An 18,354-nucleotide genomic window follows, 5' to 3' on the forward strand; every position below is an offset into this window, starting at 1 on the left:
ATCTTGCCGTGTTAGGCAGCCGGAGAATTTGGCGCACTTGATAGCAGATTGGCGGCGGGTTTTCGAGCGGCGTGCGTTCTTATCTATTATGGCGGGCTACGCCGGTCGAGTTGGAGAGTCGGGTCGAGATGGATGCGCCGGGACAGGCACGCCGCGGCGAGCGCGCGGAGGCGGAACAAATAGCGCTGTTGTCGAGGCAGTTTCGCCCGGCGCTGCGGCGTTTTTTCAGTAAACGCGTCAAGGAACAGCACGACATCGAGGACCTGGTTCAGGACGTGTTCGTGCGCCTGGTGCGCAAAGTGCAGGCCGACGGTTCGCAGATCGTTGCCGGTTACGTCTTCCAGACCGCGCAGAGCGTGCTCAACGACTGGCTGCGCAAGCGCCAGGTGCGGCAGTCGTCCGCGCACGAGCAGATCGAGGTCGAGCTGCCGAACCTCGAGGACGATGCCACACCCGAGCGCGATCTCGCAGGCAAGCAGAGCCTGGCGAGCGCGACGGCGGCGGTGCTCGAACTGCCGGAGGTCACGCGCACGATCTTCCTTCTGCGACGGCTCGAGGGCATGCGTTACGCCGACATCGCAAAACGTTTGCAAATGCCGATGAGTACGGTCGAGAAGCACATGGCCCGCGCCGTGGCTCATCTCGATTTGCGTCTGAACGGGAAGTCATGATGCGCGCTCGTCCCGTCCCTGCAGATCTTTCTTCCGCCGAAGCGGCCGCACGCTGGGTCGTGCGCCTCGATCGCGACAATGTCTCCGACGAAGAGCGTCGTGCCTTCGAAGCCTGGCGCGCCCGATCTCCGGAGCATGCCGCGGCTTACGAGCGTGCGCTCGCGGCGATGCATGTCTTCGATGCCTCGCCCGAAGATGCATCGTTGGATGCGCTTCGTCGGGCGGCGCTGCGTTATCAATCGGAACGCTCATGGTTCGGATTGAGAGCGGCTGCGGCGGCACTGGTGTTGCTGATGGCAGGCGTAGGGACGTTTGTCCTTCGCGACGACGCCCCCGCTGCTTCACTCTATGAGAAGGGCGCGGCGGACTACGTCACCCGGCGCGGCGAGAAACTCGATGTCACATTGCCGGACGGCTCGGCGCTCACGCTCAATACGGAGACCGACCTCGATGTCGTTTTCGATGGTCGCCGGCGAACGGTCGAAGTCCTGCGCGGCCAGGCATTTTTCAATGTCGCGAAGGATTCGTCGCGACCGTTCGTCGTCGTGGCGGGCGGCAAGCAGATAGTCGCGGTGGGCACCGCCTTCGACGTCCGGCTCGATCAGGGACGGGTCGAGGTGCAACTGGTCGAAGGCCACGTCGTCGTCGAGAATGCCGAGCCCGCCGGGTCCGCGTCGCCGCCGGCTCGCGATTCCAGGGAAAGCGTTCATCTCAATCCCGGGGAGGCGCTGGTGGCGACCGACGAGGAAGTCGTACGTGCCGCCGCGGAAGATCAACAACGTTTGCTGAAATGGCGCGACGGGCTCATCGAGTTCGACAACACGTCGCTCGCCGATGCAGTCGCGGAGTTCAATCGTTATTCCGCGCAGACCATCAGCATCGAGGATCCGAAGATCGCGACGCTGCCGATCTCGGGCGTGTTTCGCACCAACAGCCAGCGCAAGTTCCTGGAAGCCGTGACCAGTTTGCACCCGGTCATGATCGAGTATCGCGGCGCCGACCGGTTCGCCCTGGTTCCCCGCTGACAACGCTGGCGGTTTTTCCAGCGTTACGCGTTCTTTGGAATATAGAGCCGTATGGCCGTCAGCAGCGAAGGGGGAAGAGTGCACAAGGTTCAATGGGCCACCGGTGGCGTCTGCGCGCTCGCGCTGGCCAGCAATGCTTTCGCTCAAGTGAGCGAGCAAACAGCGATCGAGATCGAGAGCGGCAACCTCGCGCAATCGCTGACGGCGCTCGGCCGGCAAACTCAAACGGAACTGGTGTTCGATCCCACCGTCGTTGCTGATCGCAAGGCGCCCAGCGTCCGCGGCTCGATGACGGCCGACCAGGCGCTGGAATATCTGTTATCGGGAACAGGGTTGCGTCACGAGCGCACTTCTTCCGATGTCGTGCTGGTGCTCGCGAGTGCGCAGCAGTCGTCCTCGGCACCTTCGGAGCGTGCGCAAGAACAGCCCGCCGAAGATAGCGGCGGATATGGCGGCGGCCAGGAAAGCGCGTCGACGTCGGAACCTGTGCTCGAATCGATCACTGTCGTCGGCATCAGAAAATCCATTGCCGACGCCATCGAAGTGAAGCGCGAAGCCACGCGCATCATGGATTCGATCTCGGCCGAAGATATCGGCAAGCTGCCCGATCAAAACATCGCCGAGACGTTGAGCCGGATTCCCGGCGTGCAGGTGACGCGGGTCGAAGGCGAAGGCAAGTCCATCACGGTGCGCGGACTCGGCCTCAACAAACTGTTGCTCAACGGCAAGAGCTTCATCGGCAGCGCTCGCAACGGCGATCCCAATCTGTCGGACGTTTCGCCGGAGCTGCTGGCGGGTGTCGACGTGATCAAGGCGCCGTCGGCGGATCTGGTCGAAGGCTGGCTGGGTGCGGTCATCAACCTGCGCACCAAGCGGCCGCTGGACCTGGCCGATTCGGTCATCTCCGGCCGACTGCAGAGCTCGTACGCCGATCGCGCCGAAGAGTGGGGAGAGAAGGTATCGGGCTTCGTCGCGCACACATTCGCGGATCGCAAGTTCGGCGTGTTGCTCAGCGGCTCGTATTCCAATTCGACGGGCGCGAGCGATGTCTATCAATCCGGCAGCTGGACTCGAGTGTCCAACGTCGATGCGACGGGTGATGGTGTCAACGACACGTTCTTCCGGCCCCTGCGCCTGATGAGCTGGGCGAATACCTACGAGGACGAGCGCTACTCGGTGAACGCGTCGGCGCAGTGGCGTCCGATTGACGAGCTGACATTCACGCTCGAAGGCGTGAAGTCGCGCCGCGAAACCGATCGGCTCCGCTCGACGCAGCAGGCCATTCTCACCAACAACATTACCAACGGCGTCATCGATGCGAGCGGCACGCTGGTCTCCGGCAACTTCTCCGGCGTCACCGTGCGTCCGCTGATTTACGGCGGCGATTCGTACTCCGACAACGAGTATCTGAGCGGCAATGTCCACTGGGCCAAGGATCGTTGGACCGCGAACTTCAACGCCTCGGTGAGCGAAGGCGACGGTGCAGGTCTTGGCGGTGACGGCGGCAACAACAATTCGGGCAACGATAACGTGCTCGTGGCTCGCCAGCGCGCGGGCAACCTCGCCAGTGTTTCCTACGACGCCGCCGGCTCGAACGTCTCGCCGAATTACGGCTTCGACGCGAACTACGACATCTACGATCCGTCGCAGTACGAGATCTATACGACGTTCGATGTCGACTATGTTGCCGAGAACAAAGGTCACGACGCCGACTTCGATGTCGAGTATGAGCTCGATGGGTTCTTCAAGTCCGTGAAGGTCGGCGCGCGCACCGAAAACATCGAAGTGTTCGGCGGCAATCCGCTCTCGAGCTATCCGGCGCTGTCCAGCCACGATCCGACGCCGGGCAGCCCGTTGCTCGCGACCGAGGTGCCGGGGCTGAACTACTCGGGCGTCATCGGTGGAATGTTTCCTGGTGAAAGCGGCAGCTTTCCACGGCGCGTGCTCACAGGGTCGGCCGATTTCAACCAGATCCGCAGCGCGCTCGGCGCGACGCCGATTTCGTTCGACACTCCGGGCGCCAAGGCCACCATCAACCAGGTGGAGCAGACCACTGACGCATTCTTTGCGATGGTGAGATTCGGCAGCGATGTGTTTGGCGTGCCGATGACGGGCGATCTCGGCGTGCGCCAGGTGAACGTGGACCGCGAATCGTTCGGCTACACCATCGTCGGCAATCAAGCGATCGAGGCGCGCGCAGGCAAATCGTTCTCGGATACCTTGCCCAACCTCAATCTCATCTTCGACCTGCGCGACGATCTGAGATTGCGATTCGCCGCGGCCAAGGTGGTGGCGCGTCCGGATCTCACCAGCACGGGCGTGGGCATCTCGCTGCAGCCGGTTTCGATGACGGGCTTCTCGGGCAACCCGGATCTCGATCCGTTCCGCGCCACGCAGTTCGATACCACGGTCGAGTGGTACTTCGCGCCGGCCAGCCTCATTGCGGTCGGCGCATTCTATAAAGACGTGTCCGCGTTCACGACCTCGGTGGAAGTCGTCGAGGAACATCCGGAAGCGCCGAACAACACGCTCACGGGACCGGCGGCGTACACGTACATCATTGGCCGGCCGGTGAATGGCAAGGACGGCAAGATTCAAGGCGTCGAGGTCAACTATCAGCACGCGCTGACCATGCTGCCGCAGCCCTTCGATGGTTTCGGTTACGCGTTCACTTACACGTATGCCGATAGCGAGACGCCGGAGAAGGACGAGCTGACCGGGCAGACGCTGCCCATTCCAAACTCGTCCGAGCACAGCGCGAACGCTGTCGTGTACTACGAGAAGGGCCCGTTCAGCGGACGCGTCGCGTACAACTACCGCAGCGAGTACATGACCAACGGCGGCTCGATTGCCTCCGGCGGCAGCAACTACGCCGATGCCCGCGGGCAGGTCGACGCGTCGGCGTCGTTCAGGATCAACGACAATTTCCAGCTGACGTTCGAAGGTGTGAATCTCACACGCGAGATCAACAGTTTCTATCGCACCAACCCCGGCCGGTTGTACAGCTCGTACCTCGACGACCGCCGCATCTACTTCGGCGTGGCGGCTACGTTCTGATGTAACCCTGTTCCTTGCCCGCTGACTCCAAGATACAAATGGCTCACTATCCAGCTGCCCGGTTCGTTGTCGGCGTTGCGTCCCTGGCTTGCATTGCCGGTTGCGCTGGCTCAGGCGGGCATGGCGATGCCAGCGTGCCGGTCGCGGCTTCGGCCGGGACGGACCTCGTCATCTACGGCTGCACGCCCGCCGGTCTCACAGCTGCAATCACTGCCAAGTCGCGCGACCGCAGTGTTGTCCTGCTTTGCCCCGAGGGGCACGTGGGCGGGATGACGACCAACGGCCTGGGCTGGGCGGACACGGGAAATCACGCCGCGATTGGCGGCATGGCGCGACGTTTCTATCAAGACGTGAAGGCGCACTACCAAGGCGTCGGCTTCAAGGGCGTCGCCACCTCGCAATCCAAAACCGAAGGCGAGGAAGATGCGATGTGGGTGTTCGAGCCGCACGTCGCCGAGACGATCTACTTGCGATGGCTGAAGGACGCGGGCGTCAAACCTGTGTTCAACGCGAAGCTGCGCCTCGATCCCGCTGCCATCGAAAAGCGTGACCGGCAGATCGTCTCCATCCAAATGCTCGACGGTGCGCGCTACAACGGTCGCATGTTCGTCGATGCAACCTACGAGGGCGATTTGATGGCGATGGCTGGCGTGACCTTTACGACCGGCCGCGAAGGCAACGCCATGTATGGCGAGGACTACAACGGCGTGCAGACGGCGAACGCCGAGCAACACAATTTCGAGTTGAACATCGATCCGTACGTGAAGCCCGGCGATCGCTCCAGTGGCCTCGTGCCTCTGATCGAGTCTGGTCCGCCAGGCGAGCAGGGCGCAGGCGACAAGCGCATTCAAGCGTATAACTTCCGCCTGTGCATGACGAAGGATCCGGCGAACCGCGCGCCCGTGCCGAAGCCGCCGGACTACGACGCCTGGACATATGAACTGCTGGGCCGCTATCTCGATGCCGGCTGGCGGCACAGGTTCCGCAAGTTCGACCCGATTCCAAATCACAAGACCGACGTCAACAATTACGGCGCGATCTCGACCGATTTCATCGGCGGCAATTACGACTATCCGACTGCCGACTACGAACGACGCCGCCAGATTTTCGAGGCGCACAGGAACTATCAGTCGGGCTTGATCTGGTTCATGCAGAACGATCCGCGCGTGCCCGCCGATGTGCGCCAGTCGATGTCGGAGTGGGGATTGTGCGCGGATGAGTTCGTCGACAACGGTCATTGGCCGCGCGAAATGTATGTGCGGGAAGCGCGACGCATGGTGTCCGACTTCGTCATGACCGAGCGGCACCTGGAAGGTCAACTGCCGACGCCGCGTTCCGTCGGGCTCGGCTCGTACACGATGGATTCGCACAACGTGCAGCGCTACGTGAATGCGGACGGCTTTGCGCGCAACGAAGGCGATGTGCAGATCCACCTCGATCGCACCTACGAGATCAGTTACGACGCCATCGTGCCGCGCGCCGCCGAAGCCACCAATCTGTTCGTGCCGGTTGCCGTGTCCGCTTCTCACATCGCTTATGGCTCGATCCGCATGGAGCCGGTTTTCATGATCCTGGGTCAATCCGTGGGCGAGGCGGCGGTGTTGGCGATCGAGCAGGGAATTCGCGTGCAGGACCTTCCCTATGAAATGCTGGCGGCGCGTCTGCGCGACCGAGGCCAGCTGATCGATCCTGTAAGCGGCAAATACGTTCCTGCACCGCCCCGATAGTTGTCCGAATTTAGCGGGTGTCTTCGTGCTGCCGGGGTCGATATGATCGGCTGCGGAGGTTCACGCGCATGCCTTGCGGCCTGCTCTCTCGAGCCATCATGTTCTCTTTACTCTGTGCTCCCGAAGCGGGCGCCGCTGGCTCGGGTTCGGACGACTATGCTTCCGCGCGGGCCCAGATGGTGAGTCGGCAAATCGCGGAGCGCGGTGTTAGCGATGAGCGTGTGCTGGCAGCGATGCGCAAAGTGCCCCGGCACGAGTTCGTGCCGGACAGCGAGAAACGCTCGGCCTATCACGACACGCCGTTGCCCATCGGCGAAGGCCAGACGATCTCCCAGCCCTACATCGTGGCGCTGATGACCGAACTGGCGCGGCCTGCCAGGAACCACCGCGTGCTCGAGGTCGGCACCGGGTCGGGCTATCAAGCGGCGGTGCTCGCAGAGCTCGTCGAGCACGTTTATTCCATCGAGATCGAAAGCACGCTCGCGCAAAGAGCCAGCGAAGTCCTGCGCAGACTCGGTTACGACAACGTTACTGTTCGAGCCGGCGATGGTTATGCCGGTTGGGCGGAGCATGCGCCGTTCGACGTCATCGTCATCACGGCGGCGCCAGATCACATACCGCAGCCGTTGATCGAACAACTCAAGCCCGGCGGCCGAATGGTCGTGCCCGTCGGTCCGGTCGCCGCCATACAGCAGTTGCGCGTGCTGGAAAAGAATGCGGTCGGTAAGGTTACTTCGACCGTCGTGGCGCCGGTGCGATTCGTGCCGCTGCGACGACGACCGGATTAGCCTAGAACAACTTCAACGCCTTCCCGTTTTACGTAGTAAACAAGCGGCATTGCGAGTCGACGCGCGTTTGTTTTGTTGCGAGTGCCAGGCGTATAAGAGGCGGCGGTCATCGCCGAGCGTGATTCTTCGGCCCGCTCAGTTCATGTGCAGGGCGCACCTTGGGAGTTTGTCAGCAGGATTACCCGGAGCGTAGCAGCCACGCCGCTCACGTCCTTTCTGCGTGATCGATCGTCCCATCACTCCGCAGCAACAACAGGAGCCTGCCATGAACACGATTCTTCTACGGACATCGTGCCTGACTGCTTTGACTGTAGTTACAACGACGGCTGTCGCCCAGGGCGAGGGACAGGGCAGCGCCTGTGCGGCTTTGCCAGCGTATTCCCAGTTGAAAACGGCATTGACGGCGGCGCGCGAACAAGCCAATGGTGGTTTCAACCTCGACATGTGGGGCACGGTTGTCAGTCGGGACGGCATCGTGTGTGCGGTCGCGTTCACCGGCGACGATCGCGGCTCGCAGTGGCCCGGCAGCAGAGTCATCTCCGCGCAGAAAGCAAACACCGCGAACGCTTTCAGTCTGCCGACGCTGGCGCTGTCCACAGCGAATCTGTACGCAGCGGTGCAGCCCGGCGGTTCGCTGTACGGCCTACAGCACAGCAACCCCGTCGACACGCTGGTCGCCTATCAAGGCAACGCGTCGCGTTTCGGTCTGGCGAACGATCCGATGGTCGGCTCCCGCATCGGCGGTGTGAATGTGTTCGGCGGCGGCCTCGCGCTCTACGACCAGAATCAGCAGTTGATCGGAGCGATCGGCGTGAGCGGCGATACTTCGTGCGCCGATCACAATATCGCGTGGCGAACCCGGCACACATTGAATCTGGATTTCGTGCCCGCCGGCGTCAGTGCGCAGGGCGACGACAACATCAACTACATCGGTCTGGTGACCGAGCCGAGCCTGGCGAACGATTTCTCGCACCCGATCTGCGCCATCGCCGGCGAGGACACCGTCTCGGACATCAGTGCGAACCTGCCGCCGATCCAGGAGCCCGAGGAAGAATAAATAGGAGCAGTGCCTGGCGGGCGGGCGTCCGTCCGCCACGCTGCTGCTAAGCACAATCGTGATTAACGCGCTGCAGGGAACCGGGGGCGAGCGCGACGATTACTCTTGTACGCCACTCGTCAACGCAAGCTGGCATCAATGGTAGCGGGTGAGGGTAAGTTTCCAGACGCGGCCGCCGCGTCGGAATCGATTGAGCACGACAGCAGCTCCAAGGGTGTCAGGCCGCTCGTGAAAATCTGGGCTATTGCCCTGATATTGCACACGGCTTTCATCGCGAGCGGCCAGGCCAGCGACAAAACAACGACCTTGGTGAATGACGTCGTCTGGACCATCGCTGCAGCGCTGGCCGCGTTCAGCAGTTTTCGCGCGGCGTTTTCCTTGCACGGACGCGATCGGGTGGCGTGGCTGATCTTCGCGTTCGCGTGCGTCGCGTGGCTGCTGGGCCAGATCGTCTGGAATGTCTTCGAGTTGTATCTCGGGCAGCGAGTGCCCTTTCCGAGCTACGCCGATATCGGTTATCTGTTGTTCGGCCCGGTAATGCTGGTCGGGTTGTTCGCCCTGCGCGCCACGCAGGAGGAGCGACGGATGACCTGGCTACGCGTGGCCAATCTGGGTTTGATTCTTTGCAGTCTCGCGGCCGTCCTGGTCACGACCCTGGCAGGGCCGTTCGAGCAGATGCCCGGCCCCATCGGCGATGCGTTGATCGTGGTCATCGAGAACGCAACGATTGCGATCGCATTCATCGTGGCCGTGTATTTCCTGTGGTCCTATCGATGGGGCGATCGCCTGCTGGCCTACGGGCTGGTGACGCTCTCACTGGGCGCGCACATGGTCACGGGAATTCTGTACACCCGCGAGCTGATCGGAGAGAGCTACGACACGACGAAGCTCTTCAACGTCGGCTGGGTGCTGGCATTTGCGCTTCATCAATGGGGCGCAGAGGCGCAGGTGACATCCAAGGCGAACGGCCACATGGGATCGCTGGCGATCCGCCAGAGCCAGGGCTGGATCGAAGCGCTCGTGCCCTCGATCCTGTTGTTTTGTGTGGCCGTGTCCGCGACCTGGTTCGCGGGGGAAACGAGCGAGAGCTCGGTCTATTTGCGCACGGTTGTGCTCATTGCATTCGCGATCGTTCTGGCCTCGCGCGAGGGCTGGCTGTATTGGCGAGGACAACAGCTGCGGTTCGCTCTCGAGAGCTCGGCAAATGCCTTGAGGCGAGCCCACGAGCGACTGCACGATCTCGACAGTCAACGCAGCGAGCTCGAGCGGGTAATTGACATGACCGCACGCGCCGGCAGCGTCGGACTTTGGGAGTGGAATCCCTCATCGAACTCAGTTCGCTACTCCCCGCACTGGAAGCAGCAGCTCGGCGAGGACGAGCTGCCGGATACGTTCGAGGCCTGGCGCGAGCGAGTGCATCCCGACGACGAGGCCAGGGCCATGGCCAAACTGGACGAGTTCATTCGCCACCCGGAACGCGAGTTCGTCTTGGAACATCGCTTGCGTCACCACGACGGCTCGTATCGCTGGGTGCTGTCACGAGGCTCGGCGTTGTTGGATTCGCAAGGGCGGCCGGTGCGCGCCCTGGGCTCGCTGGTCGATATCACTCCCTTCAAGGAGCTGGAGCAATCGTTGCGTGACAGTGAGCGCCGCTACCGGGAGCTGGCCGATGTGCTCGAATGCCGCGTGGCCCAACGTACCCGCGAGCTGTCCGATGCATATCGTGAGTCGCGCAACTTCGCCCATGCAGTGGCGCACGACTTGAAAGCGCCCCTGCGGGCGATCAATGGCTTCTGTGCATTGCTGGACGAAAGCGCGTCGAGCAAGTTGAGCGATATCGAGCACGGCTATATCGACCGCGCTCGTCAGGGCGCGATGCGCATGTCCGCGTTGATCGACGATCTGCTCGACTACTCTCGACTGGAGCATCGCGAGCAGCGCTTGCAGCCCATCGACTGCCGAGCTTTCGTCCGGGGGCTGCTCGACTCGATGAAGGAGGAGATCAAGGAGGCTGGCGCGCAAGTCCATGTCGAACTCGACTCACGGCCGGTCATGGCGGACAGCGAAGGACTGCGGATCGCTCTCACCAATCTCATCGAGAACGCGCTGAAGTTCTCCCGGGAGACCGGGCAGCCGCGCATCGGCATCGAATCGAGCATCGAATACGGCCGCTATCTGCTGAAGGTGCGCGACAACGGCATCGGCTTCGACGTTGCCTATCGCGACAAGATCTTCGAGATCTTCAATCGGCTGCACGCCTCTGGCTATGAGGGCACCGGCATCGGTCTGGCGCTGGTCCGCAAGGCCGTGCAACGAATGGAAGGAGAAGTGTGGGCCGAAGCCACGCCCGGCGCAGGGGCTACGTTCTCTGTGAGTTTGAAACTGGCCGATGCCACCGAAACCGCGGTCGCCTCTGGCGCGTAGTCATTCGTAGTGCGTTGACAACGCTATTTCCAACAACATTTGTTGGTGATAGACAAAACCACATTGTCAATCACTCGTTTACACGTATCGCCGCCGCTACACGCGCGCCAATCGAAGGGGGGATCATGAGCAGGAATTGCTACCGTCGACGGGCCGGTTGGGTCACCGTGGCCACGGTGTTCACACCCGTTCTCGTTCAGGCACAACAAGCACCGGCGGCGCCGGAAGCGCCGCCGTCCGGTCTCGAAACTGTAGTTGTTACAGGCAGCGCGCTGGGTGGCGTGAAGAAACTCGAAGCCAGTTACAACATTGTCACCGCGAATGAGGAACAGATTCGCCAGTCGAATCCGAAAAGCACCGCGGACTTGTTGAAGATATCGCCGGGCATGTGGCCGGAAAGCTCAGGCGGTCAGACTGGCGCAAACATCGCGATCGCGGGCTTTCCGAGCGGCGGCGACGCGCCGTTCTTCACGACGTTGCTGATGGGCTCGCCGCTGTATGGCATGCCGACTCTGTCGTTCTTCGAAACGACCAGCATCATTCGTCTCGACGACACGGTGCGCGCCGTGGAAATCCTGCAAGGCGGACCTTCGGTGGTGTTCGCCGGCGGCCAGATGGGCGCGACGGCGAACTTTCTGTTGAAGACTGGCACCGACGAGCCCTCCGGAAGCCTCGGCCTGACCTATGGCGATGAGAATCTCTGGCGTTTCGATGGCTTCACGGGTTTCAAAGTAGGCGAAGGCTGGTACGGCAGCGTCGGTGGCTTCTATCGAACTTCCGATGGCGTGCGCGATCCGGAGTTCACCGCGGACGAAGGTGGACAACTGACCGCCACCTTGAAGCGCGAGTTCGAGAAGGGTGAGCTGATCCTGTATGCGCGCTATCTGAACGACAAGAATCAGTTCATCACGCCGATTCCGGTGATCCAGACCGGCACCGATAACTTCCACGCGTATCCGGGCTTCGATCCGCTCACGGATACTTTTTACAGTGAAGCGATCCGGCACGTGCGCCTGCCCGGCTATCCGAACGGCGGCACGACTGCCGATCTAGCCGATGGCCGCGGCGCGGACATGTGGTTCGTGGGTGCGAACTACGATCATGAGTTCGACAACGGCTGGTCGATCAGCAACAAGTTCCTCGCCAATGCCGGCGACGTGGATACGAATGCGCTGTTCTCGCGCAGCAATCCTGCGCTGCTGGCGGACAAGTTGTATACCGTGCCCACCACTCTCGACGGCTTCCTGCTGCCGGCGGGATCGGCGACCGCGACCTTCGTGGGCGGCGGCGCGGTTGCGCCCACCCAGGATGTCATCAATCAAGGCTGGTGGTTCGTTCACAAGGAACTGCAGAACATCAACAATGACTTTCGCCTGAGCAAGGAAATTTTCCAGGACAACACGCTGACGGTGGGCCTGTATCTGGCCTACTACGAGATGGATGACGAATGGGCCCAGGGCGGCCTTGGCATGTTGATGACGAATGAACCGAACGCGCGGCCGATCGCGGTGAGCTACGTTTCGGGCGGTCAGACGTTTCAACTGACCGACGATCAAGGCTTCCTGGACTATGGCGGTTTCAACATCGCCCAACGCGGTCATGCGTTCAACCGCGCGATCTACCTGTCCGATTCATGGCGCATCGACAAGTGGTTGCTGGACGCGTCGGTGCGCTTCGAGAACCAGGACGCCACCAATCGCGTGTGCAACCGGACCAACGTGAACCTCGACGGCAATCCGCTGACGATCTATGACAATGCCGTGCCTCAGTGTAACGGTACGCTGGCGATCACGGATTACGACGAGGACTTCACCTCGTGGACGGTGGGCGCGAATTACAGCTTCACCGATACGATGTCGTCGTATGTGCGCGCGAATCGTGGCGGGCACTTTGCCGATTTCGACAACGGCATCCGCGGCAGTACCACTGGCAACACGCCGCCCATCCAGGTGGTGCGCAACTATGAGATCGGCTTCAAATTCCAGAACGAATTCATCTATGCGGACATCAGCGGCTACTACCGCGACTTCACCGGTCTGCAGTATCAACAAACGGACCGGTTGGGCGCACCGACCGGCGCGAGGCTGTATTACGGCTCGGAGTCCAAGGGCTTGAACTTCATCGGCGCGCTCACGCTGTGGGAGAACTTCAGGTTCCAGGCCGTGGCGAACTATCTCGATGGCGAGTACACGGACTACGACGCTTGCGTCCCTTTCACAAACGTCGTGACCGGCAACGGCTGCGCGCGGATCGAAGGCCAGCAACTGCAACGTCAGCCCAAGCTGCGGTATATGCTCACCCCGAGCTATCACTTCCCCTTCGACTGGGGCGGCATCGATGCGCAGGTGACCTACACCCACATCGGCGACCGCACTCAGGATCAATCCGGACTGCAAGAACTGGGCTCGTACTACACCTGGGACTTCGCCGTGATCGCGAACGTCGGCGAGAACTGGCAGTTCGCCGTGCGCGGCACCAACATATCGGATGAGCTCGGCATCACCGAAACCAATTCACGCATCTTCGGCGCAGCGGCAGGCACCGGCGGCGTGTTGCTGGCGCGTCCGATCGAGGGCAGCGAGATCAACTTCCAGGCCAAGTACCTGTGGTAGAAAACTGAGCGCTTTGTATCGCCGAGCATCGCTTCGTGTGCGAGTTCCGAGTGCCCGATGACATACAACGTCTCGGGCACTTTTTCAGGAGCAGAGCATGCGAGCCAACGGCAGTTATCTGGCACTCGGCTTGATCGCGGTCGGCGTCGGCGCCTGGGCCGCGAACAACGGATCCGCACCCGAACAACTCGATGCACCCGCGGTCGCAGCGGGCTGCGCTCGTCAATTCGAGCGTGCACAGCGAGTCGACATGGAATCCTTCCGCGACTACGACGCTGAAACATTCAGGGCAGGGCACATCTCCGACACCGTAACGGTCTTCGCCAGCGGCGCCGCCCGCTACGGCATCGATGCGGTCATGGAGGCCTTGCGTTCACACTTCGAGAACCGTGAGGCCGTGTGGGCCTGGACCGAGAAATATCGCGTCGTCGATGGCTGCAAGACAGCGTTCATCCTCTATGAAACGACCTACGACATTCCCTCGAACGGCTACCACCAGCGCGCTCTCACCGGCGTGACCTACACCTATCGTCACGGCAAGTGGCTTGCGGTCGCGGATACGGGGACGCTGTTGCCGAATTAGACCACTCCGACTGTCCGTGGCTGGGCGCCTCGGCGGGCGCCAGATTCGTGCCTAACCGGGAAGGAGGGGGATCCTTGCCTGACCGGCACGACTGAATTGCCGTGCTTGGAACGCGGCGCCCGCTCTTTCATTCTTCAGCCTGTGGATTGCGCAAGCTGATGAAGGTGCCCCATGACTGACTACGCGATTGCCGACTACACGCCCCCGAAAGTCTGGGCGTGGAGCAAGCCGAACGGGGGCCAGTTCTCGAATATCAATCGGCCGGTCGCGGGTGCCACGCACGAGAAGGTGCTGCCGGTCGGGCGCCATCCGCTGCAGCTGTATTCGCAGGGCACGCCGAACGGCCAGAAAGTCACGATTCTGTTGGAAGAGCTGCTCGCGCTGGGACACAGCGGCGCCGAGTACGATGCGTGGTTGATTCGCATCGGCGCAGGAGATCAGTTCGGCAGCGGGTTCGTGGAAATCAATCCCAACTCGAAGATTCCCGCGCTGGTGGATCGTTCGGGCGCGCAGCCGATACGTGTGTTCGAGTCCGGCGCGATTCTGGTCTACCTCGCCGAAAAATTCGGTGCGTTCCTGCCCTCTCAGCCGCAAGCCCGGGCCGAGTGTCTCTCGTGGCTGTTCTGGCAGATGGGCAGCGCGCCGTTCCTCGGCGGCGGGTTCGGGCATTTCTACGCGTATGCGCCGGCGAAAATCGAGTATGCGATCGATCGCTACGCCATGGAGACCAAGCGCCAGCTCGATGTGCTCGATAAGCGACTGGCGCAGAGCGCGTATCTCGCCGGCGACGAATACACGATCGCCGACATCGCCGTGTTCCCGTGGTACGGCGGAATGGTCAAAGGCTGGCTGTACAACGCAGGCGAGTTCCTGTCCGTGCACGAGTACAAGAACGTGCTCCGTTGGGCCGACACGTTGCTGGCTCGCCCCGCCGTCGTTCGCGGCCGCATGGTGAATCGCACGAGCGGCGATCCCGCCAATCAGTTGCACGAGCGGCACGACGCCAGCGATTTTCAGACGAAAACTCAAGACAAGCTCGTCGCGTCCAGGTTGTAGCAAGGTGCTGCCAGCCGCGCTTGGCCGATGCCGTCAAGATGCGACATCCTGTCTCCCGCCGCCGACCGAGTGTCGCAGCAGCCATTGCTCGCGGGCTACAATGGGCCGAAGCGGAATACGGGAGTTCCTATGAACGACAATACCGGCAAACTGATTCTGCGGCTGGCGCTGGGCATCCTGATCCTGTTGCACGGCATCGCCAAAATCAAAGGCGGTGTCGGCGGCCTGTCGGGCGCGGTCACTGCAGCCGGTCTCCCGGCTTTTGTCACCTATGGCGTGTACGTGGGCGAGGTGCTGGCGCCGATCCTGGTGCTGCTCGGCTGGTACTGCCGCATCGGCGCGGGCTTGATAGCAATCAATATGTTGTTTGCCATCGCCCTGGTGCACCAAGCCGAATTGACCGTCATCGGCAAGACCGGTGGCTGGGCGCTCGAGCTGCAAGGAATGTTTCTATTCACGGCCATCGCGCTGGCGCTGCTCGGCCCGGGGCGCTTCAGTCTCAACGGCAAGTAGCGCAGCGTTGTATCAGCCGATCGTCACCGTCACGGGCGGCAGCGTGCCGAGTTCGAACGAGTAGGCGTCGCCTGCGACGGCGAATTTGGTCGGGATGATGGAGCCGGTCATGATCCACTGAGCGGGCTGCAGCGGCGTTCCAGCTTGCTCGGCGAAGCGAGCCACCCAGGCGAGCACCCAGAGCGGACCATTCATCACATCGTCGCTGGAGCCGGTGGCCACCGGCTCGCCATTGACCAGCAATCGGCCTGGCAAGCCCCGGAGATCGCCGAAAGCGGAGGGCGATGCGGCCTCGCCGAGCACGATGCCTCTGTTCCAGCTGTTCTCCGCCGCGATCGAGCTTGCCTCGAGATGGTCATAGTCGGCGTCGCGATCGTCGATGACTTCGAACGCGGCCGCAATGGCGTCGACACACGCGATCAAATCCTCGGCGTTGGCATCGGAGGGCACTGCCTTGCCGACGCGCAATGCGAGCTCGCTTTCGATGCCCAGCCGATGGAACTCCGACTTCCGGATCTTGGCGCCGCTCGCGCGAACGTTGCTCTTCAGGATGCGGCCGCCGATCGGCTCGGCGACGCCGCAGAATGTTTGCATCTTCGCGGTGGTCAGGCCGACCTTGTACCCCGCGACGCTGTCGCTGCCGGAACGCAGCGCACGCGCCAGGATCTCAGATTGAATGGCATAGGCATCCTCGAGCGTCGCCGGGCGGCCGTCGATTCGGTAGAGCTGGAAGCGGGCGCGATTCTTCACATCGGCTTCGAATCGATCGACGATGGCGCGAACCTGGTCGGCGTGCATTGTTGTGCCTCGACACTCGGGGTTTTGGATCCTAGCACAGGCCATTTAGGAAAAATTTCTGCGTCCGCGGCAGTACACTGCGTTTGGGATTCGAGGAGAGCGTATGGCTGCCTACATGATATGCACGATGCAGGTCCACGATCCGGTGACCTTTCGAAAGTACTCGGACCACACGCCCAAGACGCTGCAAAAATATGGCGGTCGATTTTTGACGCGAGGCGACGAGGTGACGACGTCCGAAGGCGCGGCATTCTCGGAGCGCATGGTCATTCTGGAGTTTCCAGACCGCGCTTCGGCCGAAGCCTGGTACAACGATCCCGAGTATCAACGCCTATCCGAATTCCGGCGCGCGGCCACGACGAACGGTCGAATGATTCTTCAGGAAGGCCGAGCCGATCACGTCGCGCCGGATCCTCGCGTTTGATTCCCGCTGGAGCTTGTTATGGATCTGAAGATTTCCGGACGTCGCGCGCTGGTATTCGGCGCGTCCAAAGGGCTTGGCAGAGCAGTCGCGCGTGAGCTGATTGCAGAGGGCGTACAGGTTGCGATCGTTTCTCGCGATCCGGATCGAATCGCGGCAACGGCGGCGGAGATCGGAGCCATCGGCATTGCCGGCGATGTTTCTTCTCCTGGCAACTCTGAGGCGCTGGTGGCACAGGCCACGAAGGCGCTTGGCGCACCCATCGATATTCTCGTCACCAACACCGGCGGCCCGCCGGCTGGCTCCTTCGAGCGCATGTCCGCTGCCGACTGGCAAAAGGGTTTCGACAACTTGTGGATGAGCACGGTGGAAAGCGTGCTCGCAGTGCTGCCTCACATGCGTCAACGCAAATGGGGTCGCATCCTCGCGATCACCTCGATCTCCGCGCGCGAACCGCAGCCAGGTTTGGTGATTTCAAACAGCTTGCGCGCCGGGTTGCTCGGCTTGATCAATTCTGTCAGCCGCGATATCGCGAAAGACGGGATCACGATGAATGCACTGTTGCCCGGTTACACCGCCACCGAGCGGCTGACGGAGCTCGGCGTGGACGACGCGACCATGGGGCCCAAGATCCCGGTCGGGCGAATCGGCCGGCCGGAGGAGTTCGCAGCGCTTGCGGCGTTCCTTGCATCCGAGCGCGCCTCGTACATCACCGGCCAGGCGATTGCGGTCGATGGCGGGTTCTTGAATTCGATCTGACGTGACTGCCGGTCATTCGGACGACGCATTGGCGTATCCTGCGCCCATGTCGTCCGACCTTGATAAAGATCTCTCGCGCCTCGTCGTCGAGCCCATCGGAATCGTTCGCACTTCACTGGCCACCAAAGTCGAGGCGGCACGGCAGCCGCGGGCGGCGCAGGGGGCGAGTGCGCACATCGAGTTATTTCCCGGTCGCAACTTCGAGCACGCGCTCGAAGATCTGTCGCGCTGGAAATTGATCTGGGTGATTTTCTGGTTTCACCACAATCCCGGCTGGCGCCCCAAGGTGCTGCCGCCGCGAAGCACTTCGGGCCGCAAGGGCGTGTTTGCCACGCGCTCGCCGCATCGACCCAATCCCATCGGCCTGTCCGTCGTCAGATTGGAGAAGATCGAGGGTTTGAATGTCCACATCCTGGACGCCGATATTCTCGACGGCACGCCGGTGCTCGATCTCAAACCCTACGTTGCCTACACCGACTCGCACCCAGATGCGGGCAATGGCTGGCTCGATGACCAGCCAGCCGATCCCGTCGCTGCCTACGCAGTGACATTCACGCCGAGGGCGGCGGAGCAAGCCCATTGGATCGAGACGCGGACCGGTCTTGGTATCGACGAGCGAATTCGCTCCACCCTGGCGCTCGGCCCGGAGCCGCACCCGTATCGGCGCATTCGTCGGCTCGATGATGGAATGCAACTAGCGGTGAAAGAGTGGCGCGTTCGGTTTAGTGTCGAGGGGCGGGAGGTGCGTGTTGCCTCGATCGCGTCCGGGTTCCGGGAAGCGCAGCTCGCGAGTGAAGCTGACGACGACGTGCTACGGGCGCATCGGGAGTTTCGACAGGCGTGGGGAGAGCTGGGCTAGGGCG

Annotated in this window: 15 protein-coding genes; 14 read left to right on the forward strand and 1 reads right to left on the reverse strand. The window is 62.0% G+C overall.

Annotated elements, in window-relative coordinates; genetic code table 11:
• Positions 1–71 precede the first annotated feature (71 nt).
• The 11 genes from EK373_RS12630 to EK373_RS12680 all read left to right on the forward strand — a co-directional run bounded on the left by EK373_RS12630 (position 72) and on the right by EK373_RS12680 (position 15,513).
• A complete protein-coding gene (locus tag EK373_RS12630) occupies positions 72–671 on the forward strand; it encodes an RNA polymerase sigma factor (RefSeq protein ID WP_129642991.1) in 600 nt (199 codons plus the stop codon).
• Positions 671–1,696, forward strand: a complete 1,026-nt coding sequence (locus EK373_RS12635) for a FecR family protein (RefSeq protein WP_198683245.1) — start codon at positions 671–673, stop codon at positions 1,694–1,696. Before EK373_RS12630 ends, EK373_RS12635 begins: the two co-directional genes overlap by 1 nt.
• 78 nt (positions 1,697–1,774) lie before the next feature.
• Positions 1,775–4,753 carry a TonB-dependent receptor gene (locus EK373_RS12640; RefSeq protein WP_198683246.1) on the forward strand — a complete coding sequence of 993 codons (2,979 nt, stop codon included), beginning with the start codon at positions 1,775–1,777 and terminating at the stop codon, positions 4,751–4,753.
• Positions 4,754–4,791: 38 nt separating this feature from the next.
• On the forward strand, positions 4,792–6,480 hold the full coding sequence (locus tag EK373_RS12645) for an FAD-dependent oxidoreductase (RefSeq protein WP_129642994.1): 1,689 nt from the start codon (positions 4,792–4,794) through the stop codon (positions 6,478–6,480).
• 98 nt (positions 6,481–6,578) lie between these two features.
• Positions 6,579–7,268 carry a protein-L-isoaspartate(D-aspartate) O-methyltransferase gene (locus tag EK373_RS12650; RefSeq protein WP_129642995.1) on the forward strand — a complete coding sequence of 230 codons (690 nt, stop codon included), beginning with the start codon at positions 6,579–6,581 and terminating at the stop codon, positions 7,266–7,268.
• 265 nt (positions 7,269–7,533) lie between these two features.
• Complete coding sequence (locus EK373_RS12655) at positions 7,534–8,325, forward strand: GlcG/HbpS family heme-binding protein (RefSeq protein ID WP_129642996.1); 792 nt, start codon at positions 7,534–7,536, stop codon at positions 8,323–8,325.
• 228 nt (positions 8,326–8,553) lie between these two features.
• Positions 8,554–10,749 carry a sensor histidine kinase gene (locus tag EK373_RS12660; RefSeq protein WP_198683247.1) on the forward strand — a complete coding sequence of 732 codons (2,196 nt, stop codon included), beginning with the start codon at positions 8,554–8,556 and terminating at the stop codon, positions 10,747–10,749.
• A 125-nt stretch (positions 10,750–10,874) separates the two neighbouring features.
• Positions 10,875–13,361, forward strand: a complete 2,487-nt coding sequence (locus EK373_RS12665) for a TonB-dependent receptor (protein WP_129642998.1) — start codon at positions 10,875–10,877, stop codon at positions 13,359–13,361.
• 97 nt (positions 13,362–13,458) lie between these two features.
• Positions 13,459–13,944 carry a hypothetical protein gene (locus tag EK373_RS12670; protein WP_129642999.1) on the forward strand — a complete coding sequence of 162 codons (486 nt, stop codon included), beginning with the start codon at positions 13,459–13,461 and terminating at the stop codon, positions 13,942–13,944.
• Positions 13,945–14,115: 171 nt separating this feature from the next.
• On the forward strand, positions 14,116–15,000 hold the full coding sequence (gene yghU, locus EK373_RS12675) for a glutathione-dependent disulfide-bond oxidoreductase (RefSeq protein ID WP_129643000.1): 885 nt from the start codon (positions 14,116–14,118) through the stop codon (positions 14,998–15,000).
• 129 nt (positions 15,001–15,129) lie between these two features.
• Positions 15,130–15,513, forward strand: a complete 384-nt coding sequence (locus tag EK373_RS12680) for a DoxX family protein (protein WP_129643001.1) — start codon at positions 15,130–15,132, stop codon at positions 15,511–15,513.
• A gap of 12 nt (positions 15,514–15,525) precedes the next feature.
• On the opposite strand, the gene EK373_RS12685 is transcribed toward EK373_RS12680, so the two are convergent.
• On the reverse strand, positions 15,526–16,311 hold the full coding sequence (locus EK373_RS12685; RefSeq protein ID WP_157994339.1) for a 2-keto-4-pentenoate hydratase: 786 nt from the start codon (positions 16,309–16,311) through the stop codon (positions 15,526–15,528).
• A gap of 103 nt (positions 16,312–16,414) precedes the next feature.
• On the opposite strand from EK373_RS12685, the gene EK373_RS12690 reads away from it, so the two are divergent.
• Genes EK373_RS12690 through tsaA form a run of 3 tightly spaced genes read left to right on the forward strand, consistent with a single transcriptional unit; the run spans position 16,415 to position 18,350 of the window.
• The gene (locus tag EK373_RS12690) at positions 16,415–16,735 is read left to right on the forward strand and encodes a DUF1330 domain-containing protein (RefSeq protein ID WP_129643003.1); all 321 of its coding nucleotides are present in this window, start codon (positions 16,415–16,417) and stop codon (positions 16,733–16,735) included.
• Between the two features lie 18 nt (positions 16,736–16,753).
• Complete coding sequence (locus EK373_RS12695) at positions 16,754–17,491, forward strand: SDR family oxidoreductase (RefSeq protein ID WP_129643004.1); 738 nt, start codon at positions 16,754–16,756, stop codon at positions 17,489–17,491.
• 46 nt (positions 17,492–17,537) lie between these two features.
• The gene (gene tsaA, locus EK373_RS12700) at positions 17,538–18,350 is read left to right on the forward strand and encodes a tRNA (N6-threonylcarbamoyladenosine(37)-N6)-methyltransferase TrmO (protein WP_129643005.1); all 813 of its coding nucleotides are present in this window, start codon (positions 17,538–17,540) and stop codon (positions 18,348–18,350) included.
• Positions 18,351–18,354 lie beyond the last annotated feature (4 nt).

This window comes from Peristeroidobacter agariperforans (genome assembly GCF_004138335.1).
Taxonomy (GTDB): domain Bacteria; phylum Pseudomonadota; class Gammaproteobacteria; order Steroidobacterales; family Steroidobacteraceae; genus Steroidobacter; species Steroidobacter agariperforans.